The sequence below is a fragment of the Microbacterium sp. JZ101 genome (genome assembly GCF_053903175.1).
In genome coordinates, this window is sequence record NZ_CP096400.1 from 833,384 (window position 1) to 859,761 (window position 26,378).

19 protein-coding genes are annotated in these 26,378 nt (G+C 71.8%); 10 read left to right on the forward strand and 9 right to left on the reverse strand.

All coding sequences use genetic code 11. The features are described 5' to 3' along the window. Positions 1-249 precede the first annotated feature (249 nt). From M1D56_RS03735 to M1D56_RS03755, 5 genes are read right to left on the reverse strand one after another with little or no spacing between them, the layout of a single operon-like run. Positions 250-2,823, reverse strand: a complete 2,574-nt coding sequence (locus M1D56_RS03735; protein WP_456284737.1) for a glycoside hydrolase family 78 protein — start codon at positions 2,821-2,823, stop codon at positions 250-252. Next, positions 2,820-4,688: an alpha-L-rhamnosidase-related protein gene (locus tag M1D56_RS03740; RefSeq protein WP_456284738.1), complete on the reverse strand. Its 1,869-nt coding sequence runs from the start codon at positions 4,686-4,688 to the stop codon at positions 2,820-2,822. The genes M1D56_RS03735 and M1D56_RS03740 overlap by 4 nt, the downstream gene beginning before the upstream one ends. Then, positions 4,685-5,515, reverse strand: coding sequence for a carbohydrate ABC transporter permease (locus M1D56_RS03745; RefSeq protein ID WP_456284739.1), 831 nt, complete (start codon positions 5,513-5,515; stop codon positions 4,685-4,687). The genes M1D56_RS03740 and M1D56_RS03745 overlap by 4 nt, the downstream gene beginning before the upstream one ends. Next, complete coding sequence (locus M1D56_RS03750) at positions 5,512-6,426, reverse strand: carbohydrate ABC transporter permease (protein WP_456284740.1); 915 nt, start codon at positions 6,424-6,426, stop codon at positions 5,512-5,514. The genes M1D56_RS03745 and M1D56_RS03750 overlap by 4 nt, the downstream gene beginning before the upstream one ends. A gap of 55 nt (positions 6,427-6,481) precedes the next feature. Next, entirely contained in the window at positions 6,482-7,795 is a 1,314-nt protein-coding gene (locus M1D56_RS03755; RefSeq protein ID WP_456284741.1) for an ABC transporter substrate-binding protein, read from the reverse strand. A gap of 192 nt (positions 7,796-7,987) precedes the next feature. Here M1D56_RS03755 and M1D56_RS03760 point away from each other — a divergent pair, with 192 nt between their 5' ends. The 3 genes from M1D56_RS03760 to M1D56_RS03770 all read left to right on the forward strand — a co-directional run bounded on the left by M1D56_RS03760 (position 7,988) and on the right by M1D56_RS03770 (position 11,630). Then, positions 7,988-9,007, forward strand: a complete 1,020-nt coding sequence (locus M1D56_RS03760) for a LacI family DNA-binding transcriptional regulator (protein WP_456284742.1) — start codon at positions 7,988-7,990, stop codon at positions 9,005-9,007. Between the two features lie 155 nt (positions 9,008-9,162). Continuing rightward, positions 9,163-10,602 (forward strand): O-antigen ligase family protein, encoded by a 1,440-nt coding sequence (locus M1D56_RS03765; protein ID WP_456284743.1) that lies wholly within the window; start codon positions 9,163-9,165, stop codon positions 10,600-10,602. Next, complete coding sequence (locus M1D56_RS03770; RefSeq protein ID WP_456284744.1) at positions 10,599-11,630, forward strand: hypothetical protein; 1,032 nt, start codon at positions 10,599-10,601, stop codon at positions 11,628-11,630. Before M1D56_RS03765 ends, M1D56_RS03770 begins: the two co-directional genes overlap by 4 nt. Before the next feature lie 421 nt (positions 11,631-12,051). On the opposite strand, the gene M1D56_RS03775 is transcribed toward M1D56_RS03770, so the two are convergent. Beyond that, positions 12,052-12,936, reverse strand: coding sequence for a LysR family transcriptional regulator (locus M1D56_RS03775; RefSeq protein WP_456284745.1), 885 nt, complete (start codon positions 12,934-12,936; stop codon positions 12,052-12,054). Between the two features lie 196 nt (positions 12,937-13,132). Here M1D56_RS03775 and M1D56_RS03780 point away from each other — a divergent pair, with 196 nt between their 5' ends. Beyond that, positions 13,133-13,978: an NmrA family NAD(P)-binding protein gene (locus M1D56_RS03780; protein WP_456284746.1), complete on the forward strand. Its 846-nt coding sequence runs from the start codon at positions 13,133-13,135 to the stop codon at positions 13,976-13,978. Between the two features lie 399 nt (positions 13,979-14,377). On the opposite strand, the gene M1D56_RS03785 is transcribed toward M1D56_RS03780, so the two are convergent. The 3 genes from M1D56_RS03785 to M1D56_RS03795 are packed head-to-tail and all read right to left on the reverse strand — an operon-like array spanning position 14,378 to position 17,566. After that, complete coding sequence (locus tag M1D56_RS03785; protein ID WP_456284747.1) at positions 14,378-15,388, reverse strand: glycosyltransferase family 2 protein; 1,011 nt, start codon at positions 15,386-15,388, stop codon at positions 14,378-14,380. Then, entirely contained in the window at positions 15,388-16,593 is a 1,206-nt protein-coding gene (locus M1D56_RS03790) for a lipopolysaccharide biosynthesis protein (protein WP_456284748.1), read from the reverse strand. Before M1D56_RS03790 ends, M1D56_RS03785 begins: the two co-directional genes overlap by 1 nt. Before the next feature lie 13 nt (positions 16,594-16,606). After that, positions 16,607-17,566 carry a glycosyltransferase family 2 protein gene (locus M1D56_RS03795; RefSeq protein WP_456284749.1) on the reverse strand — a complete coding sequence of 320 codons (960 nt, stop codon included), beginning with the start codon at positions 17,564-17,566 and terminating at the stop codon, positions 16,607-16,609. Between the two features lie 127 nt (positions 17,567-17,693). Here M1D56_RS03795 and M1D56_RS03800 point away from each other — a divergent pair, with 127 nt between their 5' ends. From M1D56_RS03800 to M1D56_RS03825, 6 genes are all read left to right on the forward strand, one after another. Beyond that, positions 17,694-19,883 (forward strand): carbohydrate binding domain-containing protein, encoded by a 2,190-nt coding sequence (locus tag M1D56_RS03800; RefSeq protein ID WP_456284750.1) that lies wholly within the window; start codon positions 17,694-17,696, stop codon positions 19,881-19,883. An 89-nt stretch (positions 19,884-19,972) separates the two neighbouring features. After that, on the forward strand, positions 19,973-22,057 hold the full coding sequence (locus M1D56_RS03805; protein ID WP_456284751.1) for a DUF4012 domain-containing protein: 2,085 nt from the start codon (positions 19,973-19,975) through the stop codon (positions 22,055-22,057). A gap of 112 nt (positions 22,058-22,169) precedes the next feature. Continuing rightward, entirely contained in the window at positions 22,170-23,759 is a 1,590-nt protein-coding gene (locus tag M1D56_RS03810) for a sugar transferase (protein ID WP_309299959.1), read from the forward strand. A gap of 196 nt (positions 23,760-23,955) precedes the next feature. After that, entirely contained in the window at positions 23,956-24,174 is a 219-nt protein-coding gene (locus M1D56_RS03815; RefSeq protein WP_271172391.1) for a hypothetical protein, read from the forward strand. Positions 24,175-24,275: 101 nt separating this feature from the next. Continuing rightward, positions 24,276-25,193, forward strand: coding sequence for a dihydrodipicolinate synthase family protein (locus tag M1D56_RS03820; RefSeq protein ID WP_456284752.1), 918 nt, complete (start codon positions 24,276-24,278; stop codon positions 25,191-25,193). Positions 25,194-25,508: 315 nt separating this feature from the next. Further along, the gene (locus tag M1D56_RS03825; protein WP_456284753.1) at positions 25,509-26,354 is read left to right on the forward strand and encodes an aggregation-promoting factor C-terminal-like domain-containing protein; all 846 of its coding nucleotides are present in this window, start codon (positions 25,509-25,511) and stop codon (positions 26,352-26,354) included. The last annotated feature ends 24 nt before the right edge of the window (positions 26,355-26,378 follow it).

The following is a 26,378-nucleotide window of genomic DNA, read 5'->3' on the forward strand; positions in this document are numbered from 1 at the left end:
CGAACGGGTGACATATCCGACCGTAGCGGTAGGGGCGGCGTGGCGGCCCCGACAGCGCCCGCCGGACGCGGGTGGCGTTTCGTCTCGCGGAGACCAGTGTTGAGCGAGCGGAGCGAGCCGAAGCATCGCTTGACGACCGGGCGTTTCGTCTCGCTTCGCTCGCTCAACGACCGGGGGAGGGAGGCTTGCTTAATGACCGGGCGTTTCGTCTCGCTTCGCTCGCTCAACGACCGAGGGAGGGAGGCTCGCTCAACGACCGAGGCCAGCCTCCTCGAACCGATGCGTGCCGTGCGCCACCGTCGACGACGCGCCTGACGGCAGCACGACCTCGGCCGTCACACCGACGGGAATCGTCACCTCGAGCCCGAAGCGGCCGCCGTCGATCGACCACGCCACGGCGATCTCGCCGTAGGGCGACGCGTGCCGCGCCCGCGCCCACGTCAGACCGCCGCCCGGGCGCGGAGCGATCCGCACCGTGCGGCTGCCCGGCGAGGTCGTCGCGATGCCGCCGATTTCGCGGTGCATCCAGTCGGCGATCGAGCCGAGCGCGTAGTGATTGAACGAGGTCATCTCGCCCGGGTTCACCGTGCCGTCGTCGAGCAGGCTGTCCCACCGTTCCCAGATCGTCGTCGCGCCCTTGTCGACCATCGAGAGCCACGACGGGGTGCTCCGCTCCGTGAGCATCGCGAACGCGTCGTCGGCATGGCCGGTGGCGGTGAGCGCATCAGCCACGAGGTTGACCCCCGCGAAGCCGGCGCCCACGCGGAAGCCGCCCTCGCGCACGAGGCGCGCGAGCTCCGCTCCGGCGACCCGGGCCATCCGCTCGTCGAGCAGCTCGAAAGCGATCGCGAGCGCGTAGCCGGTCTGCGTCGGGTGGGCGAGGCGCCCGTCGGCATCGAACCACTGCCCGCGGATGGCGGCGCGCACCTCCGCGGCGAGGCTCGCGTACTGCTCGGCGACGGCGCCGTGCCCGACGGCCGCGGCGAGCTCGCCCACACGGCGGGCGGAGTGCGCGAAGAACGCCGTCGCGACGAGCGCGGGGTCGGTCTGCGCGGCCGCGGGATCCTCGGGCGGAGCCGTGGGATCGAGCCAGTCGCCCAGCTGCCGGTCGGCGTTCCACAGGCGCGTCGCGCCCGCGCGACCGGCCACCTGGTCGACCCAGGCGCGAGCGCTCTCCAGCTGCCGCAGGACGAGCTCGCGGTCCGCGTAGCGCCGCCACAGATCCCACGGGGTGAGCGCAGCGGCATCGCCCCACGCGGCGATCGGACGCCCGGGGGTCCACCAGAAGCCGCCGGGGATGAAGGGCACGTACACCGGCACGGTCCCCACCCGGCGCTGCTCGACCTCGAGGTCGCGCAGCCAGCTCGACAGGAATCCGGCGCAGTCGTAGAGATAGGTCGCCGTCGCCGCGAAGACCTGGATGTCTCCCGTCCACCCCAGCCGCTCGTCGCGCTGCGGGCAGTCCGTCGGGATGTCGACGAAGTTCGACCGCAGACTCCACAGCACGTTGTCGTGCAGCCGGTCGAGGGAGGGATCAGATGTCTCGAGCCACCCCGTCCGGCGCATCGCGGTGTGCAGCACGCGCCCCGTCACCGTGAGGTCGTCGAGACGCCCGTCGAAGCCCGCGATCTCGGCGTAGCGGAAGCCGTGGATCGTGAAGCGCGGCTCCCAGTCGATCGAGCCGTCCGAGCCGAGGTAGCGGTCTTCCGAGGTCGCGCCGCGCAGGGTGCGCGTGTAGAGCGCGTCGTCCTGCAGCACCTCGGCATGGCGGATGGTCAGCTCGGGCCCGACGCCCGAGCTCGCGCGCACGCGCAGGCGCCCCGCGAAGTTCTGCCCGAAGTCGATGACGATGCGGCCATCCGCTCGCCGCTCGATCGAGACCGGAGAGAGCTCCTCCGTGCACCGCACGGGAGGCCCCTCGGGGGCGACGAGCGTGCCGTGGGCGACGTGCGCAGCGCGCACGGGCTGCCACGCGGCGTCGTCGAACCCCGGATCGCTCCATCCGTGCGGCACCTCCCGCGCGTCGAAGGTCTCGCCGAGGTAGAGACTGCTGCGCAGGATCGGCGAGCGGTGCGCGCGCCACTCCGCGTCGGTCGAGATCGTCACGCGCGAGCCGTCGTCGAGCTCGACCTCGAGCTGCGCGAGCAGCGCGAGGTCGGCGCCGTAGAGATCCGCCTGCCCGCCGTCGAACCCGAGGCGCCCGCGCCACCATCCGTCGCCCATCCACGCGCCGACCGCGTTCTCGCCCGCGTGCAGCAGATCGGTCACGTCGTAGGCGTGATAGCGCAGGCGTGCGGGATAGACGGTCCATCCGGGGTTCAGCTCGTCGGCGCCGACGCGGCGGCCGTTGACCTCGAGCTCGTACACGCCGTGCGCCGTCGCGTAGAGCCGCGCACGGCGGACGCCCGACGACAGGGTGAACCGGCGCCGGAAGAGGGGAGGGCGGCGCTCGCCGCCGGCCGGGTCGTCCCAGGGAGCCTGCACGCCCGCACCGATCCAGTCGAGCGGGTCGAGCAGGCCCGCCTCGACGACCGCGGGCTCCGACCACCCCGACCACGCACCGTCGTCGCCGGCCACGCGGATGCGCACGACCGCCTCCTCGCGCGAGGAGAGCGGGTCATCGGGCCACGGCACGAGCACGGACTCCGCCGACTCCACCGCGAACCGACGGCTCTCGCCGCCCCGCGCGACCTCGACCTCGTAGGCGCGCTGCGCCCATCCGGCCGACGCGGTCGTCTGCCACGACAGGCGCGGGCGCGCCTCGCCGATGCCGAGCGCCTCGTCCCGGTGCTCGAAGCGCACGGATGCGACCTGTGTCGTCATGTTGTCCCCCTCGTGGATGCGGCGCGCCTCTCGACGCGCGTCGGGCCGACGACGTCGTCGCCCAGCCCCGTGATGCGGATGCCGGTGGGCACGTCGACCATGACGACGTCGCCCTCGGCGTGCACGGTCAGATCGCCGTGCGGTGTCGGGACGACCGCGGCCGCCCAGGTGAGGTCTCCGAGCGCCGGGGCGACCGCGACCTCGCGCCATCCGGCCGCGCGCGGCTCGATGCCCAGCACGGCCCACGGCAGGAGGGCGGCGGGCGCCGCGCCCCACGCGTGACAGAGGCTCTTGCCGAACGGGCGTCCGTACATCTCGTACGGCGAGTGCCCGGGCTCGGCGAACTCCTCCCAGAACGTCGTCGCCCCCGCGTCGAGCATGGGCTGCCAGCGTCGACGCAGCAGCGCGAGCGCGTCGTCGCGGCATCCGCCCGTCACGAGCGCGGCGGCCGCGAACCCGGTCATGTACGGCGTGCGGACCCGCCCGTCTCGCACGGCATCCACCACGCCGTCGGAGACGCCGAGGCCGGCGAGGATCGCGAGAAGGTTCGGATACGCGGATGGCCCGCTGTCGGCGTCGAGGTGCTCGCGCCAGAATCCGCGCTCATCCCACGCACGCTCGCGCAGCACGCGCTCGGCGCGCACGGCGACTTCGCGCCATCGCGCAGCGTCGGGATGGCCGCCGCGCGCGAGCAGGTCGGCTCCCGTGCGCGCGGCCCAGGCGAAGAGCACCTGGAGCGCGGCGAGATCGCGGCCGGGAGTCGTGTCGACGCCCCAGTCGATGAGCACGGGGCCGGCCGGGAAGCCCGACGGCTGCCCTGGGCGGAACACCCCGTCGCTGTCGACGTCGCACGCGAGCGTGTCGAGCATCCGCGCGACCGCGTCGGCCCTGCGGCGCGCCGAGACGCTGTCGCCGAAGTGGGTCATGTGTAGGCCCTGCGCGACGACCCACCACAGTGAGTAGTCGGCGAGCCCGTTGACGTACCCGCCATCGGGGGCCCCGAGCGCGTCGAGGCTGTCGAACGCGATGCCGCCGTCGCCGATCGCGTAGGCGTTCGCGAGCAGGGCGAGCGCCTGATCGCCCGCCCACGGCACGCGGTCGCGCTTGAGTCCGTCGACGGCGAGGCCCTGCAGGCTCGCGCGCGTCGTGTACGCCGCGACCGCCCACATGCGGGTGAGGTCCTCGTCGGAGCAGGCGAACGCGCCGCCGCGCTCGACCGGATGCGCGAACGCTTCGAGGTGCACCTCTGCGGCCGGGTCGTCGACGCGCAGGTAGCGGAAGCCCAGGCGGCCCTGCGTCGTCCACGCGCCGTCGGCGCGCCGCACGATCTCGACGATCGCCTCCTGGTCGCCATCCGCCTCGACCTCCGCGAGGGACTCCCCGACTCGGATGGCGGGGCGCATGCCGCTCGCGATCACCGGGCGCGCGAGCACCGTCGCGCCCGCGTCGTGCAGGCCCGCGCCGAGCGCGATCGGCTCGAGCGCGAACGAGGGCCCGGGGTCGAGGTGCGGCGGGCGGTCGCGCCCGGGGCGGATGTCCGGCGCGACCCATGCGCCATCCGCCTCGACGCGCCATCCGCGCCCGTCATCGCAGAGCGCGGCGGGCTCGCCCTCCGTCGCGACGCACTCGACGACCTCGCCGTCGTCGGCGCGGAACCGCACGCGCGATGCCGCGGGCCGCTGGTTGTCGTCGTAGTGCACGAACCGCGCACTCGCCCGGCTCTCGGCGACGAGCCGGTTCAGCACGCCGCGCGCGTAGGCGCCGGGGGTGTAGAGCCAGGTGCGCTCGCCGCGGGTGGGCAGCTGCAGCGGGAAGGGGTCGGGGCTCGCGGCGCGCGAGAGGCGGCGGATGTCGTCCGGCGTCACCCCTTCACCGCGCCCGAGGTCATGCCAGCGACGATCTGGCGGTTGAAGAAGATGTACATGACCAGCGGCGGGAGGGTGATGAGCAGGACGTCCATGAAGAGGAGGTTCCAGTTGCTCACCGCCTGCGACGAGAAGTTGAACAGCGTCAGCTGCACGGTCGCGTTCTCGTCGCCGGGCAGGAAGTACAGCGCGTAGGTGAAGTCGTTGAACACGAACACCGACTGCACGACGACCACGGTCATGACGACCGGCTTCAGCAGCGGCAGGATGATCCCGAAGAACAGGCGCAGCGGGCTCGCGCCGTCGATGATGGCCGCCTCGTCGAGCTCCTTGGGGATTGTGGCGACGAACGCGCGGAACAGCAGCACGCAGAACGACAGCCCGAACGCGACGTGCACGAAGACGAGGCCGGGGAGCGTCTTGAAGAGGCCGAGAGTCTGCAGCACCCAGATGGTCGGGACCACGGCCGGCGGGATGATGAGCCCCGACAGGACGAGCGCGTTGACGACGCGATTCCACCGCGACGACCGGCGCTGAAGCACGTAACCGACCATGGCCGACAGCACCACCATGATCGTCACCGAGACCACGGTCAGCACGATGCTGTTCACGAAGGCGCGCACGAGCAGGAAGTCGCGGTTCTCGAGGACGGTCATGAGGTTCTCGAAGAACGCCCACTGCGTCGGGAGCGTGAAGCCGAGCAGAGATGCCTCCTGCTGCGTCTTCGATGCCGTCAGCACGATGAACGCGAACGGCACGATGAAGACGACGATCGCGAGCGCGATGGCGGCGGCCCCGCCGCCGTATCGCCAGAGTCGGGTTCTCACAGCTCGGTCTCCTTGCGGTTGAGCCAGGCCGACAGCGGGAAGATGATCGCCGCGACCACGAGGAAGAGGATGACGTTGCCGGCGGTCGAGAGCCCGAAGAAGCCGGCCTGGTACTGCTTGTAGATGACTGACGCGATGACGTCGCTCGTGAACCCTGGCCCGCCCTTCGTCATCGCCCAGATGAGGTCGAACGACCGCAGACCGCCGATGAGCGACAGCAGGATGACCGTCACGGTCGCGGGGCGCAGGAGCGGAAGGGTGATGTGCCGGAAGTGGTTCCAGGCGTTCGCCCCGTCGACGCGCGCCGCCTCGCTGTACTCCTGGGGGATGGCCACGATGCCGGCGATGTAGATGAGGGCGGCGAGGCCGACGCCCTTCCAGACGTCCACGAGCGCGACCGAGAGCAGCGCGAGCGCCGGATCGGTGAGCCATCCGGGCCCGGTCGCGCCGAGCGCCTCGATGACGCGGTTCACGAGGCCGTCGAACGGATCGAGGAGCACCTTGAACGTGATGCCGACGCCGATCGTCGACACGAGCACGGGGAAGAACACGACGCTGCGCAGGAACCCGCGGCCGATGATCTGCGAGCTCAGGAGGAGGCCGAGAGCCATCCCGAGGACGACCTTGAGCCCGCTCGTCACGGCAGCGAAGACGAAGGTGTTCACGAAGCCCGTGCTGAGAGCCGGGTCCTTGAAGAACTCGACGAAGTTCTCGAAGCCGATGAACTCCGAATCGAAGAGGGTCCAGCGGGTGAGCGCGAAGTAGAACGACGCCACCGTCGGGATGAGGAAGAGGATGACGTAGAAGACGCCGGCGGGCAGGAAGAACCACGAGGGGTACATGCTCCGGCGCCGGACGGGGCGGGCGGGCGCCTGCGCGACGCGCGTCGGCTCGGCGGCGAGTGCGGTCATGGGGTGCTCCAAGGCATGTCGGGAGAGGGGCGGCCGGAGCCGCCCCTCTCGGAGGTCACCAGCCCTCGAGGCCGAGCTGCTGGGCCTGCTTGCGGACGTCGTCGTCGTACTGCTGCGCACCCTCCTCGGCGGAGGTGATGCCCGAGCCCACGGCGACGGTGATCTGCTCGAGCGACGGGCCCTTGATCGGGGAGAGGAACTCGAGCGCGTTCTGCACGCGCCCCTCGTCGAAGTAGGCGATCTCGTCGGTGACGATCGGTGGAACGTCGTCACCGAGCTCGCAGCCCTCCACCACGAACGGGCCGTACGGAACGCCGGTCGCCTCGACCTGCACGTCGCAGCTCTCCGGCGTCGTGAGCCACTCGAGGAAGACCTTCGCCGACTCGAGCCGCGCGCCCTCCGTCGACGACGGCACGTACACGGCGCCCGGCTGCCACACCGTCAAGGTGTTGTCCTCGGCGGACTCGCCGGGGATCGCGAAGAGGCCGATGTCGTCGACGGCGTCGGGGTAGTTGGCCGCGAGGTTCTGGATGGCCCACGACAGGATCGGGTAGTGCGCGCCCTCTCCGTTCGCGAGCATGCCCACGGCCTCGTCGTAGGTCGCCGACGCGTAGTCCTCGTTGAAGAGGCCGGCCTCGTTCAGCTCCTGCAGGTGGCGGAACCCGGTGAACGCGGGCTCGTCGACGTACTTGGCCTCGTTCGCCGTGTACTTCTCGGCCCACTCCGGGTCGGCCTTCATGACGTTGGCGAAGTCGCCGAGCACGAACAGCTGCGACGTCCACGTCTCGCCGTAGGACTGGATGATCGGCGCGACGTCGGACGCCTCGGCCTTGACCTTCTCGGCGTTCGCGACGAACTCGTCCCAGGTCTGCGGGATCTCGAGCCCGAGCTCCTCGTAGACCCGCTTGTTGTACATGATCGCGCCGGACGACGTCTGCCCGAGCGGAGCGCCGTAGAAGCCCTCCTCGGTCGAGACGACGGGCACGAAGCTGTCCTGGAGCTTCGACACCCACGGCTCGTCGCCGAGGTCGACGAGCTGCTGGTCGGGGTTGAGCGCCTGCAGGAGCGAGCCCGTGTTGTAGGCGAACAGATCGGTCATCTCGCCCGTCGACAGGCGCGTCTTGACGACGTTGTCGCCCTCCGTGCCCTGCGGGCGGGTCTCGATCTCGACCTGGATGTCGGGGTGCTCGGCCTCGAAGGCCTCGACCAGGGCCTCCATCGTGGTGACCGAGGTCTCGGCATTGTCGATGAGGATCGAGATCTCGGAGCCGTCGTCGGACGCCCCGCCGGAGCATCCGGTGAGGACGAGCGCCGCGCCGCCGGCGGCAGCCGCCGCGGCGAGGAGCCTGCGCTGGGTGTGAGGGGACATCAGGGAACCTCCTGGTGCGAAACGTCTTCGTCTGTGCGCCGCTCGACCTTGCGCGGCATGAGCAGGCTAGGGAGCTGAAAGCGCGGTTGTCAATCGATCTACACAAACTCGTAGAGCGATCTACGAAATCGAGATCCGGCTGTTACCATGAGGCCGAAGCGGGCGACCGCGGGTCGAAGGGGAGACGTGGCGATGACGCAGGCGAGCGTGGGGCAGGCGACCATCCAGGATGTCGCCGACCTCGCCGGAGTGTCCCGCGCGGCCGTGTCGAAGGTCATCCGCAACGCCTACGGCGTGAGCCCCGCCATGCGCGAGCGCGTGGAGAATGCGATCGAGCAGCTCGGCTACCGCCCGCGTGTGGGGGCTCGCGCGCTGCGCGGCTCGACGCACACGATCGGGTTCGAGCTGCCCGCGCTCACGAACCCGTTCCTCGCGAAGATCCTCACGGGAGCGACCGACGCCATGGAGGGGTCGCGCTACCAGCTGATCGTCGCGCCCACCCCGCCGGGCGCATCCGAGCGCGGGCCCATCGACGCGCTGGTGGACCGCCAGGTCGACGGCCTCGTCGCGATCGGACCGCAGATCGAGCAGGCATGGCTGGAGCGGATCGCGCCGATGACGCCGCTCGTCATGATCGGACGCCACGACGAGTCGGCGCTCTATGACACCGTCACGGGCGACGACGACCTCGGCACCGAGCTCGTCCTGCGCCACCTCATCGATCTCGGGCACCGCAGGATCGCGCACGTGACGATCACCACCGCGGACTCCGGCGACCGCTCGCCGCACGGTCGCCGCATCGGGGCCTACGAGCGGATCATGCGAGAGGCCGGCCTTGCGCACGCCATCCGCGTGGCGCGGAGCGGCGAGGCCGGGGGAGATGCCTACGACGTCGTGCGCGCGCTCCTGGCCGAACCGGAGCCGCCGACCGCGATCTTCGCCGGCAACGATTCGCTCGCGCTCGATGCGCAGCGGGCGCTCGCCGACGCCGGGCTCACACCCGACGACGTCTCCATCGTGGGATACGACGGCATCGACCTCGCGGGGCATCCCGGGGTGGACCTCACGACCATCGACCAGGACGGCGTCGGCATGGGGCGCACGGCGGTGGCCCTGCTGCTCGAGCGCATCGGCGGACGCACCGAGCCCGCGCACGCTGTGAGCGAGACACGTCTCGTCGTCCGCGGCTCGACGCGCCCGCCGCGCGACTAGCGGCCGGGGAGCTGGCCGCGCGCGACTTGCGGCCTAGCGCGCCCGCCGGGCCGGGGTGGGGACTATCGCCCGGGCACCGCCTCCCAGGGCTCGGAAGTGAGAGCGCTAACCTGGATGGCGGGGGACGCAAGACCTCCATACCGTGCCGTCGACGTGTGGAGCAGATCGTGATCGTCCTGGCCGAGCCGTCGTTCCTCGGCTCCCGCACGCCGCTCGAGATCGTCCTCATCCTCGCGGCCGCCCTGCTCGGGGCCGGCGTCATCGTCCTGCTGTCGTTCCGGCTGCCGGCGCGGACGCTGCTCGCGGGCGCCTTTGCGCTCGGCACGCTGCAGTTCTTCGGCCCGTTCGGGTTCACGTCCCTCGGGCTCATCGCGACGGCGGCCCTCCTCCCCGGCGCGATCTGGCGCTTCTGGCGCGGCAACGCCCACGTCTGGATCGGGCTGCTCGGCGCGCTCGCCGTGTGGCAGGCGATCTCGGTGCTCTGGGCCGACAAGGTCGGCTCGGCCGCCTACGGCGTCCTGCTCACCCTCGCGCTGATCGCCACCGCGCTCCTCGCGCGCGAGACCATCCGCTCGTCTCCGCAGGGACTCATCGAGGCCCTCGCGATCGTGTCGCCGCTCATCCTCATCGAGGCGTGGCTCGTCACGCTCTTCCGCCTCGCGCCCGATCTCGAGAAGGCGTACCTCACGTCGCCGATCGCGCGCGTGTTCACCGAGCCGGGCGTCGAGATGATCGCGCACGGCAGCACCGAGAACGTCAACGACATCTTCAAGGCCGGCGGCCTCTTCCTGAACGCGAACACCGCGTCTCTCTTCCTCGCGGTGGTCGCGTGCCTGTACGTGTGGGCGGCCCTCCAGCGCCCGGGCCGCGCTCGCTTCTGGCTGTTCCTCGCGGTCGCGGCCATCTCGCTCGACGCCTCCCTCGGAACCGGATCGAAGACGCCCCTCGTCGCCATCGTCATCCTGCCGGTGCTCGGCGTGCTCGCCCTCGTCGCCGTGCGCAAGCCCATCCTCACGGTCGTCGTCGCGGTCGCCGGCGCAGGGCTGGCCGCGGGCGCCGTCGCCGTCGTCACCGCGATGCGACCGCGTCTGCTCGACGAGGTCGTGCGCACGCTCGACGAGCGGCGGCGGCTGTGGGGCGTCGTCTTCCAGAGGTTCCCCGAGAACTGGTTCACGGGGCTCGGCTTCGGCAACTGGCGGCTCACGATCGCGGAGGAGTGGCGGATGGCCTTCCCCGGCCGCGGCCTGCAGCTCTTCCCGCCGCACAACCTCTTCGCGCAGGCGTGGGCCGACGCCGGCATCATCGCGCTGCTCCTGACGATCGCGCTGTCGCTGCTCCCGATCGTCGCCGTGCTCCGCCGCATCGGCGCCGCGCGCCACGACAAGCTCGTCTCGCGCGCGTCCGTCGAGCTGCTCGTCGTGTTCGTCGGCGTCTCGTGGGTGCTCGCGCACGGCATGCTCGACACGACGACGTTCCTCGGCGACAACCACCTCGTGCCGTTCTTCGCCGCGATCACGGCGGTCGCGTTCTCGACGCGGCTGGGGACACGGCAGGATGGTCGCATCCCATCCGCCTCCGTCAGTCAGGCCGCATGACCACCTACGTCTACTTCCCGCGCGGGCTCGCCACAGGCGGGCCCGAGGCGCTGCACCAGCTCGTCGACTCGCTCCGTCGTCAGGGGCAGGAGGCTTTCCTCGTCCCGGTGCCGGGAACGCAGGATGCACCCCGCGCGGAGCGCTACGCGCACTACGACGCCCCCGAGGCGCCCGCGGTCGTCGATGCGCCGGGCAACGCCGTCGTCGTCCCCGAGACGCAGGCGCTCCTGCTGCGGGGCCTCGCGCACGCGCAGCCGTTCGTGTGGTGGCTCTCGATCGACTACGCGCCGCGCTTCGTCATCGAGCGGGCCCAGAAGTCGACGCTCCCGCTCGAGCGCACGCCGATGTCGCGCCCGCCGCTCATCTGGGCCCGCCATCTCAAGCGCGCCCTGCGCGGCGTCACGACGGGGGAGGACGCCGTGCTCGCCCGCGCGGGCCACCTCGTGCAGTCGCACTACGCGTGGAACCACGTCTTCGCGCACCTCGGCCGGGTGGGGACCATCCTCTCCGACTACACGCCCCTGGACTTCCCCGCTTCCGTGACGGTCGAAGGCCGCGCGCCGCGCATCACGTACAACCCCGCGAAGTCGGCCGCGCTCATGCGCGAGTTCTCGCGGCGCTGGCCGGGCATCGAGCTCCTGCCGCTGCGCGGGATGACGCGCGACGAGGTCGCCGACGCGCTGCGGACATCCCTCATCTACCTCGACCTCGGCACGCACCCCGGCAAGGACCGGATGCCCCGCGAAGCCGCCGCGATGGGCTCGATCGTGCTCGTCGCGCGCCGCGGCGCGGGGGCCAACGACGTCGACGTGCCGCTGCCGTGGGAGCACAAGGTCGACGTCGCCCCCGACGTCGTCGCGGCGGCGCACACCGCCATCGAGCGCGTGCTCGCCGACCCGGCCGCCGCGCTCGCCGCGCAGGAGCCGTACCGTGCAGCCATCCGCCGCGAGCGCGAGGTGTTCGACCGCGAGGTCGCGGCGGCGTTCATCCGAGGCGAGTTCGGCCGCGACGGCGCCGCGGGGGCGTAGGGGCGGCATCCGTCACCGGGTCGCCCGCCGTCCGTGTCCCGCGTCCGTCACGGGCCGTCCGTCACCGGGCCCGGCCCTGCCGTACCGGCCATCCGTGCCCCGCGTCCGTCACCTGACTTCCCACACCGCCCATCCGTATCCCGATTCGGATCGGTGGGGCCGCTGTGGCCTGGTGTCGTGCGACACGCGCACATCCGCCCCACGACTCCGATTCCCGTGACGTCGGTGCCGTTCCCCGATTCGGATCGGTGGGGCTGGTGTGGCCCGGTGGCGTGCGACACGCGCACTTCTGCCCCAAGGCTCCGAATCCGGTGACGTCATTCGGCCCGACGTGGTGTCCCTGTCGCGCCCTCGACGGCTGTGTCACTCGGCCTGACGTGCCGGCCCGTCGCTGCCTCCTCGGCTGCGGTCGCCGGCGGCCTCAGCGGGCCCGGGCCGGATCCGGGGCGTCCGCGACCTGCTCCGCTGCCCGCACGAGCGCCGCGACGGCGCGCGACCGCGAGTCCTGCGGCCACGCGATCGACAGTTCCGTCGTCGGAGCGTCGGCCACCGTCAGATAAGCGACACCCGGGCGCGGGTACCGCTCTGCCACATGCGCGGGAAGCAGCGCGACGATGCCCTCGAACTCGACGAGCGCGAGCAGCTGGGGCAGGTCGCGGATGTCGTGGTCGCGAACGAGGGCACGCTGGTACGCGTGGAAGCCCGCCTCGTCGTCAGGACCCGAGATCGGGAGCGCGAGTGCAGCGAGGGTCGTGCCCGATCCGGCGAGCGGCGCTCCCGCGAGCGGATGGTCGACGCGCACGGCGGCGACGGTCTCCTCCTCGCTCAGGCGGTCGGCATCCAGGCCCGCGCGGTCGAACGCTCCGCGGATGAGCGCGACATCCGCTTCGCCCCGCCGCAGCAGGACGGGCTCCTCGCCCCACGCGCATAGGCGCACCGAGACCTCGAGGTCGGGCTCGTCTTCGGCGAGGCGCCGGAGCAGAGCATCGAGGAATCCGCCGTCGTTGTCGGCCTTCATCGCGAGCACGACGCCGCGCGGGGCGGCCGCCGCACGCTGTGCCCGGCGTCCCGCGGCGTGCAGCGCATCGAGGGCCGTGCGAGCGTGCTCGAGGAGGACGATGCCCGCCGACGTGAGCGACACGGCGTGCGTGCTCCGCTCGAACAGGGTGACGCCGAGCTCGCGCTCGAGGGCTCGGATGGCGCGCGAGAGCGGCGGCGTCGACATGCGCAGGCGCTCGGCGGCACGCGTGAAGTTCAGCTCCTCCGCCACCGCGACGAAGTAGCGGAGCGATCGGGACTCGAGCATCGCACCTCCTCTTCTGCGACCATCCTCGACCATCCCGACCGCGATGGCGTGCCGGTATGACTCCAGGGGCAATACCCGTGACCGACCCGATCCTTCCACCGCGACGGGCGCGGCGCGAGGGTGGAGACGCCCGGAACTCGGGCCATCCACCGCGTCGGCTGTGCGCCGGCGCGCGAACACGAGGAGCACAGCACGGATGATCATCGTCACAGGCGCCACGGGCAAGCTCGGCAGTGCGGTTGTCGAACGTCTCATCGACCGCGTGGGGGCGCAGGAGGTGGGCGTCGCCGTCCGCAATCCAGCCGCGGCCGCGGGCCTTGCCGAGCGCGGGGTCCGCGTGCGCCGCGCGGACTACGCCGACCGCGCGTCGCTCATCGACGCCTTCGAGGGAGCGCGGCGCGTGCTTCTCGTCTCGGCGCGCGGAAACGGCCCGGATACGGTCGAGCTCCACCGCCGCGCGATCGACGCCGCGCGCGGTGCGGGCGTCGAGCACCTGGTCTACACGAGCCACATGGCGTCGCGCGCCGACTCGCTGTTCTCTCCGATGCGGGATCACCACGCGACCGAGGCCGCCCTGGACGAGTCGGGCCTGTCGTACACCTCGCTGCGCAACGGGTTCTATGCCTCGACCGTGCCGATCCTGCTGACCGGGGCGATGGCGACGGGGGAGCTGCGGACTCCCGTCGACGGCCCCGTCTCCTGGACCACGCACGCCGACCTCGCCGACGCCGCGGCCGTCGCGCTCACGACCGGCCTCGGCACCGGCGCGACACCGCCGCTCACGGGCGGCGAAGCCCTCGACATGGCGGCCGTGGCCGACGTCGCGTCGCGCGCGACGGGGAAGGCCATCCGCCACACGGTCGTCTCGCCCGAGGAGTTCCGTTCGGGGCTCCTCGACGCGGGCGTCCACGCCTTCCTCGCGGGCATGCTCGTCGAGATGTTCGCCGCGGCGCACGCCGGGGAGTTCGCGGCGGTGCATCCGGCGCTGGCGGAAGCGCTCGGTCGCGCGCCCCAGACGCTGCACGACGAGCTCGCGGGGTAGCCGGGGCCGGCGCCAGGGCGGGGCAGGATGGCGGGCGCGGGTGGCGGGGCGGGTCATCCGTCACTGGATTCGGATCGGTGGGGCTGGTGTGGCCTGGCGTGGTGCGACACGCGCACTTCTGCCCCACGACTCCGATTCCCGTGACGTCGCTGCCGTCACCCGATTCGGATCGGTGGGGCTGGTGTGGCCTGGTGTCGTGCGACACGCGCACTTCTGCCCCACGACTCCGATTCCCGTGACGTCGCTGCCGTCACCCGATTCGGATCGGTGGGGCTGGTGTGGCCTGGTGTCGTGCGACACGCGCACATCTGTCCCACGAGTCCGAATCCGGTGACGCCGCTGAGCACCCCGGCCCCGTCCGAACCACACGCGCCCCGGGCCACCCGCCCCGGCCCGGCCTCAGCGCCGGAAGACGCGCAGCAGCTTCCGCATCCCATGCTGCTCGGGAGGAAGGTCGTGCAGCAGGAGCGCGTCGATGTCCGCCGCGGTCGCAATGCGGGCGGCCTGGATCCGGCGGCGCTCCCGCAGCGCGTGCGGCAGCAGGCGGATGGCCCCGCCGATTCCGCGCAGGGCATGCCCTCCCGAGCCGGTCGCGAAGGTCTTGCCGAGCATCATCGCGAAGAGCAGGGCGAACCTCGGCCAGATGACGTGACGGAGGCCTGCGGGCACGTCCTTCACGAGGAGCACGGGGAGGTTCTTGAACGTCTGCCGCACGGTGAAGCCGGGGATGCGTCCGCTCGTCGCGCCGATCCGATGATGGGCGACAGCCGCCGGCTCGTACACGATCTCGTGGCCCGCGAGCCGCGCGCGGAACCCGATGTCGATGTCCTCGAAGTACGCGAAGAACGTCTCGTCGAACAGGCCGATCTCATCGAAGAGCGCCGTGCGATAGAGCGACGCACCGCCGCTCGCGGAGAATACGCGCCCCTTCCCGGGGGCGTCCGCGCGGCCATCCGATCGCCCGCGGGGGAACGGCATGCCCCAGACGCTCAGGCCGTCGCCGGCGGTGTCGATCGTGCCCGCGATCGCGGGGTCGTCGGAGCGCCGGAGGAGCAGCCCGGTCGCGATCGCCGCGTCCGCGTCGGCCTCGAGTGCCGCGACGAGTGCCTCGAGCCAGTCGGGCTCGGGGAGCGCGTCGTTGTTCAGCAGCGCGACCGCGTCGTAGCCGTCGTGCTGCGCGAGGCGGATGCCGACGTTCACGCCGCCCGCGAATCCCAGGTTCTCGGGCTCCAGGCGGAGGCGGATGGCCCCGCTCGCGGCTCGCGCGCGAAGACGCCGCACGTCGTCGGGGGAGGAGCCGTTGTCGACGACGAGCACGTCGGCCGGACGCGTCTGCGCCGCGAGGGCGTCGAGGCACTCCTCGGTGTCGTCGATGCCGTTCCAGTTCAGGACGACCACGAGAACCCGCATCACACCCTCGCCTTCCGCGCCGCGAGCACGTACCCCACCTGCACGAGGAGCACGACGACCTCGGCGGAGGCGAGGCCCGTCGCGCCGCCGACCGACCCCCACAGCGCCGACAGCGCGAGCGTCAGCGGCACGCCGACGACCGCACCTGCCACGACGCTCACGAAGATCGCGCGGGTGCGCCCGAGCGGCACGAGCACATGCCGCCCGAGGGATGTCGTGAGCGAGATGCAGAGGATCGCTGCGCCGAAGAGGATGGCGGTGGCCGCGTCCATCTCCTTCCCGCGGAAGAGGATGCCGGTCAGCCACGGCCCGATGAGCGCGAAGGCCGCGAACCCGAGCACGCCGAGCACCGCGTGCAGGAGCAGGGCCTTGCGCGCGCGGGCGCCGAAGTGCGCGCGATCCTCCTCGACGACCCAGCCCTGCAGGGCGTTGCCCTGCGCGCCCACGACCGTCTGGCCCATCCGGAACAGCTTGTCGCCGGAGACGTAGGCGGCGGCCTGCGCGGTTGTCGTCCCGGCCGTGACGAGCGACACGGCGAGCGTCGTGTACGCGCCGCTCACCGTCTCCGTCGCCGCCGCCGCGAGGTGTCGACGGGCGAAGGCGAGCGATCCCCGCCAGTCGCCGCGCACGAGGGCGGCGGGCTTCATCACGGTCGCGGCATATGCGGCGACGCCTCCCGCGATCGCGAGCAGCAGGAGCGCCGGGTACCAGAGCACAGGGCCGCCGACGAGGATGATCGCGCCGCCCAGTGCGGTCGCGGCGGCCCGGGGGAGCAGTTCGAACAGGATGAGCGGCAGCGGCCGCCCGAGCCCGATGAGGAACCACGCCGACGACAGCCCGCCGAGCGTGATCGCGACCGCCATGGTCGCCGCGATCGGGGCGTCGGCACCGGGAGCAAGCACCGCTGCGATCACCGCCGCGACGAGCGCCCCGGGGAGGGCGACCGCGAGGCGAGCGCGCGTCCCGGTCGCGAAGAGCTCGGGGCGCTCGGCCTCGGGCGCGAGGCTCACGAGCGTGGGCCCGACGACATTGAGGCCGAGGCTCACGGCGAGCGCGAAGAACCCGCCGACGGACTGGCCGACGGCGACGGCGACCCACGGGCCCGCTCCCGCGTTGTACGCGAGGACCGGCAGGACGAGGAACGGGATGAGCGCCGACGCCGCCGGGATCGTCGAGAAGCTCAGGAGCCGTCGTGCGAGGGCCATCAGCGAGAGCCCGTCACAGCTTCTCCCAGAACGACGCCGAGCGCATCCGGAGCGACCGGGGCATGTCGATCGAGGCATCCGCCGCCGCGAGCGGGAACTGCGGCCGCACCTCGCGCGCCGCCGCGCGCCATCCGGCGATCCGCCCGGTGAGCGACTTCACGTCGCGGTACAGCACGATCCGGCGCAGGCACACGATCGCCTCGGTCACGAGTGCGCGCGCCGCCCGACGCGTCCGGAGGATGCCCCACGCGCGCAGGAGGTAGCCGCGCCCGAAGCCCGCGAGGTACCGCTGCTTGGGCGAGCCCTCGCCGGCCGACGCGCCGCCGATGTGCATGCCGCCCGGCGTCTCGAGGCCGATCGCGTCCCATCCCGCGGCCCGCAGTCGGAACGCGAGGTCGAGCTCCTCGCCGTACATGAAGATGCCCTCGTCGAGCAGGCCGACCTCGCCGAGCGCGCGGCGACGATATGCCGCGGCGGCGCCGTACGGTCCGAGCAGCGCGGGCCGCGTCGCCGACGCGCGGTCGACCGTCGCGCCGTGATAGCGGACGAAGCCCGCAGCCGTCGCGTCGACCGTGATCCCCAGGGAGTCGACGCGGCCATCCGGGCGCAGGAGCAGGGGAGCCACGCTGCCGACCGTCGACGGCGCCGCCTCGAAGGCCGCCAGGACGTGCTCGACGAGCGTCGGCTCGGCGATGACGTCGCTGTTCACGAGGAGCACGTACGGCGCCTCGCCGTGCGCCATGCCGCGGTTGCAGGTGTGCGCGAATCCGCGGTTGCGGCCGTTGCGCAGGAGCGTCACGCCCGGGAACGCGCGGGCGATCCGGTCGGCGGTGTCGTCGGGCGAGCGGTCGTCGACGACGATGACGTTCGCTGCGACCGTCTGCTCCTCGAGCGCGCGCAGACACGGCTCGACATGATCCCAGCCGCCGTACACGGGCACGACGACGTCGATGAGCGGGGTGTCGTGCGGCATGCGTCAATCCTACGGAGGCGGATGGCCGGCGCCGGGAGGCGGCATCCCCGGGCAATGCGCAGGGGGAGGAGCCGCGCGGGTGACAGGATTGACGCAGTCGACCAGCCCTCGGGGGAAGGACCAGCCGATGTTCGCTCGCCAGAGAGACAAGAAGAAGATCGCCATCATCGCGGCGAGCGCCGTCGGCGCGGTCGCCGTGCTGGGCGGAGGCACGGCGCTCGCGCTCAACCTCACGCAGCAGCCCGCGCCGGTCGCGTCGGAGACGCCGACCGCGACGCCGACGGCGACGAAGACGCCGACCCCCACCCCGACGCCGACCCCCACGCCGGAGCCCGTCGAGCTGCCGGTCTCGGTTCCCGTCGAGGGCGCGCTCAACGGATGGCAGGGCGCGGGCTCCGCGCAGATCGCCGACGTGTGGCCGCAGGCGGGCGATGCCGCGAGCGGCGAGACCTCCGCGTACATCGACGCCCCTGTCGTCGACGCACCGGTCGCCGCCCTCACCGCGACGGTCGCGGTCCAGGCGGGAACCACCTACGACTTCTCGGCGCAGGTGCGCCAGATGGCGACCCTGCCCGAGCCCGTCTCCGCGGCCATCCTCATCGGCGAGACGCGCATCGAGCTCGGCGAGATCGACGCGTCGTGGACCGAGGTCGAGGGCGAGTACACCGCGCCCGAGGGCGCCGGCGAGACGACCATCGCGATCCAGATCGAGGGGCCGGTGTCGGGTCTCGGCATCGACGACCTCTCGCTGACGCCCCAGGGCGGCGAGAACGTCGTGCCGAACCCGTCGTTCGAGGAGGTCACCTCCGACTGGGGCATCCTCAACAACGCCCTGATCCTCCGCGAGAAGAGCGCGGCGCTCGGCGTGAAGATGGGCGCCGGCGACGCGCGCTGGCAGGTCACCCGCGCCGACGGCTCGGTCGCGGCCGAGGGGACCGCCCCGCTGCGCGACGGCGTCTCGGCCATCCCGCTCGAGGGCGTGACGCAGGGCTACTACCGCGTCTCGGTCACCGACGCCTCGGGCCAGAGCGTCGCGACCCCCGTCGCCGTCGTCGACTTCGAGGGCGCCCGCATCGCGCCCGACGAGCGCATCGGCGCGATCACCCACGTCGACCAGTCGTGGTACGTCGACGCGGCTGACGTGCTGCAGTCGGTCGGCTTCGGCTCGGCGCGCAACGACGTGCTGTGGGAGCAGAACGAGCGCACGCCCGGCGTCTACGAGTTCGGCAGCCACTACACGTCCGAGTTCGACAAGATGCACGCGCACGGCATCGGCCTGCTCGGCATCGTCAACTACGGCAACCCGCTCTACGACGGCGGCAACCCGCCGTCGTCGCCCGGCGCGGTCGAGGCGTACGGCAACTACGCCGCGGCGATCGCGCAGCGGTTCGACGTCGTCGGCCTCGAGGTGTTCAACGAGTTCAACCACGAGCGCTTCAACACGGGCGGCTGCGGCACCGCGCCGACCTGCTACTTCCCGCTCGTCCAGTCGGTGCAGGCGAAGGTCGACGACTCGATCCCCATCATCGCGGGTTCGACGGCCAACTACGACGCCGAGTGGTTCCGGCGCCTGTGGGCCGAGACCGACACCCTCGCGCACGCCGACGCGATGAGCTTCCACCCGTACAACCCGTCGTACTACCAGCAGCCCGAGAACCTGACCGGCGCGTTCGCCGACGCGCGCGAGAACATGCAGGCGGGCGCGGGCGGCGAGCTGCCGATCTGGCTCACCGAGTTCGGATGGACGACGGGCAACGAGCTCGGCCAGGCGCGCTCGCTCGAGGCGCAGGCGCAGAACCTCGTCGCGGCCGAGGCCGTGAGCCTCGCGAACGGCGTCGAGAAGTACTACTGGTACGACCTCATCGACGACAGCACCGACGGCAACAACCACGAGGGCAACTTCGGCATGTTCTACCAGGAGGCCGCGAGCGTCGCGACCGCGGCTCCGAAGCCCGCCGCCTTCGCCCAGGCGCTCTTCATCGACCAGCTGGGCGGGCGCGAGGCGACCGCGCGCGACGACATCGGGTCGGGCAACCACTCCTACCTCTTCGGCGAGGAGTCCGACGGCGTCCGCGTCGCGTGGACGCTCAACGGCCAGGCCAGCGCCGAGTACGAGGCGTCGGGCCCCATCACGATGACCGACATGTCGGGCGCCGTGACGACCCTCGAGCCCGAGAACGGCACCGTGACCGTGCCGCTGACGGGCAGCGCCGTCTTCCTGGCCGGCGACTTCTCGCCCGCCGACGGGCCGACGCCGACGGCGTCGCCGACCGCGACGCCCGACCCCACGGAGACGCCCGCGCGCCCCGAGGACTGAGACGAGCGGATGGCCGGGGCCGCGCGCTCCGGCCATGTCGCGCACGCGACAACGAGGGAATCTTGCAGAAGGTTTCGTAGGGTTGGAGAATGCCCCACTCGCAGGACGACGCGCGCGACAAGCCCCTGAGTCGACGCGCCCGACGGCTCGCACGCCAGGCTGAGGCACCGCAGGAGCCCGGGTTCTACGCCACCGGGATCGATGCGGCCGCGACCGGCCGCATCGACGTGTTCGACCTCGAGCGGCAGGACGCGCCGGGTTCCGCGCAGGCGCCGGGCGGCGCCGACGCGGCGCCCGCGACGCAGGTGCTGCACACCCCGCGCGACGCGGGGGAGACGCCGACGACCCGCATGGGCGCGGTCGGCGGGGCCGCCGACGCGACGCCGACGCAGCGCTTCGACGCGCCGACCCAGCTCCTCGACGCGCCCCGGGGCGAGAGCGCGGCACCGCCATCCGCCCCGCCGCCCGGGAAGGGCGCGAAGGAGAAGGGCGACGGCTCGCGTCGCCGCCGCATCCGCATCGGCGTGCTCATCGGCATCGCCGTCCTCGTGGTCGCGGGCCTGTGGCTGGGCGCGCGCGTGCTCATCGTCAAGAGCGAGCTCGAGGCCGCCCAGCGCGTGGTGAACCACGTGCAGGACGGCGGAACCCTCGAGGTGTCGGTGCCCATCCTCGGCGAGCATGCCGCGAACGCCGCGAGCGTCTCGGTCGACCCGGTGTGGCGCCTCGCCGAGTTCATCCCGTGGGCCGGCGACAACCTTCGCGGCGTGCGCCTCGCGGCCGAGGCGCTCGACGTCGTCAGCAACCGGATCGGCCAGCCCGCGCTCGAGGCGATGTCATCCGACAGCGGCGAGTCGATCATCGCGCGCGTGCTGCCGCTCCTCCAGGACTCGACCGACGACGTCGTGCGCATCGCCGAGGGCATCGCCGACGTCAAGGCCGCCGGCACGCTCATCGCTCCTGTCCAGACCGGTGTGAACCTCGTCGACTCCGTGATGTCGGTCGCCGCGCCCGCGTTCGAGTACGGCCCTGAGCTGCTCGGCGCGAACGGCTCGCGCAACTACCTGCTCGTGTTCCAGAACAACGCGGAGTCGGTCGGCCTCGGCGGGTCCGCGGCGTCGCAGACCCTCATGAGCGCCGATGCGGGCAACCTGCAGATCGTGAACCAGGCCTCGAGCGCCGACTTCACCGAGTTCGTGCCGGTCGACGTCGACGTCGACCAGAGCGCGCTCGACCTCTACAACGAGTACCTCATCCACCACGTCAACACGTCGCCGAGCCGTCCGGACTTCCCGACGATGGCCGAGATCGTCACGAAGTTCTGGCAGCGCGACATCTCCGACGACCGCATCGACGGGGTCGCGTCGATCGACCCGATCGCGCTCGGCTACATCCTCGAGGCAACCGGGCCCATCCAGCTGACGACCGGCGACGTCATGACGAGCCAGAACGCCGCGCAGCTGCTGCTGAGCGACGTCTACAGCCGCTTCGACAGCGTCACCGATCCGGCCGCGGCCGACGAGTTCTTCGCGAGCGTCGCCGAGCAGGTCTTCACGAAGGTGTCGGCCGGCGACTTCGACATCCAGTCGATGCTGTGGGCCATCCGCCACGGGATCGAGGGCGGCAACATCCTCTTCCACAGCCAGAACGAGGATGTCCAGAAGCAGATCGCCGACGAGAAGGTCGCGGGCATCCTGCCGAAGGACAACGACGACCAGACGACCCTCGGCGTGTTCTTCCGCGACGAGTCGGCGTCGAAGATCGACTACTACATGAAGTCGAACATCGACGTCACGCAGACGTGCCAGGCCGACGCGTCGACTTTCGAGGTGCGGACGACGCTGCACCTCGACATCGACCAGGCGACCGCGGATGCGCTTCCGCAGTATGTGAAGAGCCAAACCGACGGGACGCGCTTCCACACGCAGGTATACGTGTATGGCCCTCCGGGCACGACCGTCGAGTCGGTCGCGGTGGAGGGCGAGGAGGTCACGCTCCGGCGCGACGACGTCGTCGACCTCGGTCGTCCGGTCGCGTGGTTCACGACCGTGCTCGACCCGAGCGAGCTCGCGACGGTGACGGCGACGTTCTCGGGCGAGGGCGAGTTCGGCCCGCTCGCGCTGCGCTCGACCCCGATGGTGCAGGCGACGACGGGTGCGCTGACGGCATGCGGCTGATGGGCAGAAGCGCCCGTTCGAGCCGTTTCGCGCGCGCCTCGGCGTGTCTGGGAATAACCTGCGCGGTACACTGCCTCAGTCCATCTTTCGATCAGGACACGGGGGAACACGCGTGACCACGGAGATCACACGAAGCGGGCAGCGCGCCGCGGACGCCGAGTCCGCCGCCGCGACGACCGCCTCTGCTCTCACGACGAGCGCAGCGTTCCCCGCCCTCGTGCGCACCGCGAGCGGCAAGATCCCGGTCGTCGCCGCGTCGGCGCCGCCGAAGTTCAACTGGCGCAAGCGCTACGCGCGCTACCTGCGCCTGACCGACTTCATCGTCCTCACGCTCGTCGTGTTCGGCACGCAGTTCAGCTGGCTCGGCATGCACAAGCTCATCGAGATGCCGATCCCGGCATTGCCGGGGCTCACGTCGTACACGATGCTCTCGGTCGTCGTCGTGCTGCTCTGGATGATGGTGCTCGCCCTCAACGACACGCGCTCCGATCGCGTGATCGGCGTCGGGACGGCCGAGTACAAGCGCATCTTCGACGCGAGCTTCATGCTCTTCGGCGTCATCGCCATCGCGGCCTTCCTCCTCAAGGTCGAGATCGCCCGCGGGTACCTGCTCATCGCCCTCCCGTCCGGAGTCGCCGCGCTCTTCATCGAGCGCTGGATCTGGCGACGCTGGCTCGCGCGGCAGCGCGCGAAGGGGGAGTACTCGGCGCGCGTCCTCCTCGTGGGCTCCGAGCGCTCGGTCGCGCACACGGCGCGCGAGCTCAAGCGCGCGAAGGGCGCCGGCTACCGGATCGTGGGCGCGTGCATCCCGACCGGGCGCATCGCGGGGCAGCTCACCGACACCGACATCCCCGTCATGGGCAGCGTCAACTCGGTCGAGCGCGCGATCGAGGTGACGGGCGCCGACACCGTCGTCATCACGAGCACCGACGAACTCGGGCCGCAGCGGGTCAAGCAGGTCTCCTGGGCGCTCGAGGCCGGTCGCCAGCACCTCGTGCTCGCGCCGAGCATCACCGACATCGCGGGTCCGCGCATCCACATGCGCCCCGTGTCGGGCCTCCCGCTCATGCACGTGGAGACCCCGCGCTTCTCGCCGGGCCAGCGCTTCGTCAAGCGCATGATGGACCTCTTCGGCTCGCTCTTCATCGTCACGCTGCTGAGCCCCGTGCTCCTCGTGCTCGCGGCCATCGTGAAGGTCTCCTCGCCCGGCCCCGTCATCTACAAGCAGACCCGCATCGGGCGCCACGGGCGCGAGTTCCAGATGCTCAAGTTCCGCTCCATGGTCGTGGGCGCGGAGCACCTCCTCGACGACCTCATCGAGCAGCAGGACCTCGGCAACGAGGTGCAGTTCAAGATGAAGGACGACCCGCGCGTGACGAAGGTCGGCCGGGTCATGCGCAAGTTCAGCCTCGACGAGCTGCCGCAGCTGTTCAACGTGCTCGGCGGATCCATGTCGCTCGTCGGCCCTCGCCCGCCCATCCAGCGCGAGGTCGACCAGTACGCCGACCACGTGCACCGCCGCTTCCTCGTCAAGCCCGGCATCACGGGCCTGTGGCAGGTCTCCGGACGCTCGACGCTCTCGTGGGACGACAGCGTGCGTCTCGACCTCTCCTACGTGGAGAACTGGAGCGTCATGGGCGACATCGTGATCCTCCTGAAGACCGGCAAGGCCGCGCTCTTCCCCGGCGACACCGCGTCCTGACGCGCCGCGCGTCGCGGCCTCCTGACGCGCCTCGCGTCACGGCCTCCTGACGCGCCGCGCGTCGTGGCCGGTCCGGTCGCGCCCCGGGCACCCCATGCACGAATTCACCCGGATGTCTAGCCGGTTGCGCTCCCCGGATGCCAGACTGATCGCGAAGCGCCCGGACCTGCGGGCGTCCAACGCCGAGGAGGGTGACATGGGTCTGGATGACCTCGTGAACAAGGGCAAGGATCTCTACGAGCAGAACAAGGACAAGGTCGACGAGGCGCTTCACAGCGACCAGGCCGAGCAGGTGAGCGACAACGTGCTCGGCGGCGTCGCCGACTTCGCGAAGAAGATCCTCCCGGACTCGGTCGACGGCAAGATCGACGAGGTCCGCGACAACATCGACGGCGCGATCGGCAACGACCGCTGACGCAGCCGTGAGCGCACGAGGGCCCCGCCGGACGGCGGGGCCCTCGTCTGCGTCCAGGGCGGTTCACCCGCTCGCCCCGTGCGTTCGGTAGGGTGCGGCACATGCTGCGCGGAGTCATCCCTCCTGTCGTCACGCCCCTCACGGATGAGCGGGCTCTCGACGAGGCGAGCCTCGTCCGGGTCGTCGAGGACCAGATCGCGGCGGGCGCGGGCGGCGTCTTCGTCGGCGGGTCGACGGGGGAGATCGCCCTGCTCGACGACGAGACGCGCGTGCGGGCGGCGGAGGTCGCGGTCGAGGCGGCGGCCGGGCGCGTCCCCGTGCTCGCGGGCGTCATCGACACGGGCACGGCGAGGGTCGTGCGGCACGCGCTGCGGGCGGAGGCGGCGGGCGTCGATGCCGTGGTCGCAACGCCCCCGTTCTACGTCGCGCCGCACGCCGATGAGATCTCCCGCCACTACCGGCTGCTGGCGGAGGCCGTGTCGATCCCCGTGGTGGCATACGACATCCCGTCTGCGACGCACGTGCCGCTTCCGGCATCCGTCCTCGGCGAGCTAGCTCGGGATGGTGTGATCGCGGGCTTCAAGGACTCCAGCGGCGACATCGCGGGCTTCCGGCGGGCGCTCGACGCCGTCGCCGGAACCGACGTCGCCGTCTTCACCGGCTCCGAGCTGTTCGCCGACCTGGCCCTCGAGCTCGGCGCGGCCGGCATCGTCCCCGGCCTCGGCAACGTCGATCCCGCCGGTTACGTCGCCATCGAGCGGGCCGTCGCCGCGGGCGACATCGCGACCGCACGGCGCGAGCAGGAGCGGCTCATCCGGCTCTTCCGCATCACCGAGGTCGGCGACCGTGCGCGACTCGGCTACACGGCCGCGGCGCTCGGGGCATTCAAGGCCGCGCTGTGGCTGCGCGGCGTGATCGCGACGCCCGCGACATCCGCCCCGCTCGGCGCGCTCGACGCCGCCGAGATCGACGAGATCCGCGGCGTCCTCGTCGCCGAGGGAGTGGCGCTCACGCGCTGATCGCGCCCGCTTCGGGGGATTGCCAGGCATTTCGGAGGTTCCCGTTCGGGCGGTGTGACGCGCCCCTCCGCGATCCGCGTCAGCATGCGGATCTCTCGTTATCGATCCGTTACATTCCGTGATCGACGTGCGCGGGGCCATCCATGCGCCTCGGAGGGCATACCCAGAGACCGCCCAGACTCGCGGGTCAGGGTCTTCGTCCTGTGGCCGACGCCCGAACGGCGGCCGCACCGGTGCACCCGACACCGGCATCCTCACCGGCGAGACCGGCGCCCGCCCCGGCGCACCGCCGGCCCCCACGACACAGGACGTTGAATGCCCCGCGATCTCGAAGCGGGTGAGCCCCTGCTCGCCCCGTTCCCCCGACCGAACCACCTCTCGCTGCTCCGCAAGGAGAAGGAGCGACGCACGCGCCGCCGCTGGGCGATCGGCGCGACGCTCGCCCTCTGCGTGACCGCCGCGAGCGGAAGCGTCGCGGCAGCGGCCGCCGAGCTCCACACCGGCGCACGCACGGCCGCCGAGGTGACGGTCGCCCTCGTGCAGCCCGAGACGGTCGAGGCCGCGACGTCGGCGATCGAGGAGGCCGAGGCGGCGATCGCCGACGCCCATCCGTCGGTCGACACGACCGCGCTCGTCGAGCAGGTCGACACCCTCCGCGCGTACGACAAGCTCCCCGTCGTCACCGTCGAGGCCGCCATCGCAGACGCCGCTGCCGAGACCGAGCGCGTCGTCGACGAGACCGCTTCCGCCGAAGCCGCCGACGCGGAGGCCGCGAAGAAGGCCGCCGAGGAGAAGGCGGCCGGCGAGGCGGCGGAGGCCGCTGCCGCCGCCGAGGCCGCGGCAGCCGCCAACACGGTCGAGGGCGCGCAGGCGACGGCCCGCACCATGGCCGCCGAGCAGTACGGCTGGGGCGACGGCGAGTTCACGTGCCTCGTCTCGCTCTGGAACAAGGAGTCGGGATGGTCGTACACCGCGACCAACCCCTCGAGCGGTGCCTACGGCATCCCGCAGTCGCTCCCCGGCGACAAGATGGCGACGGCCGGCGCCGACTGGCAGACCAACGCGTCGACGCAGATCGCCTGGGGCCTCGAGTACATCGCCGCCGCGTACGGCACCCCCTGCAGCGCCTGGGGGCACTCCCAGGCCACCGACTGGTACTGAGCCACGAACACGAGATCAGGACAC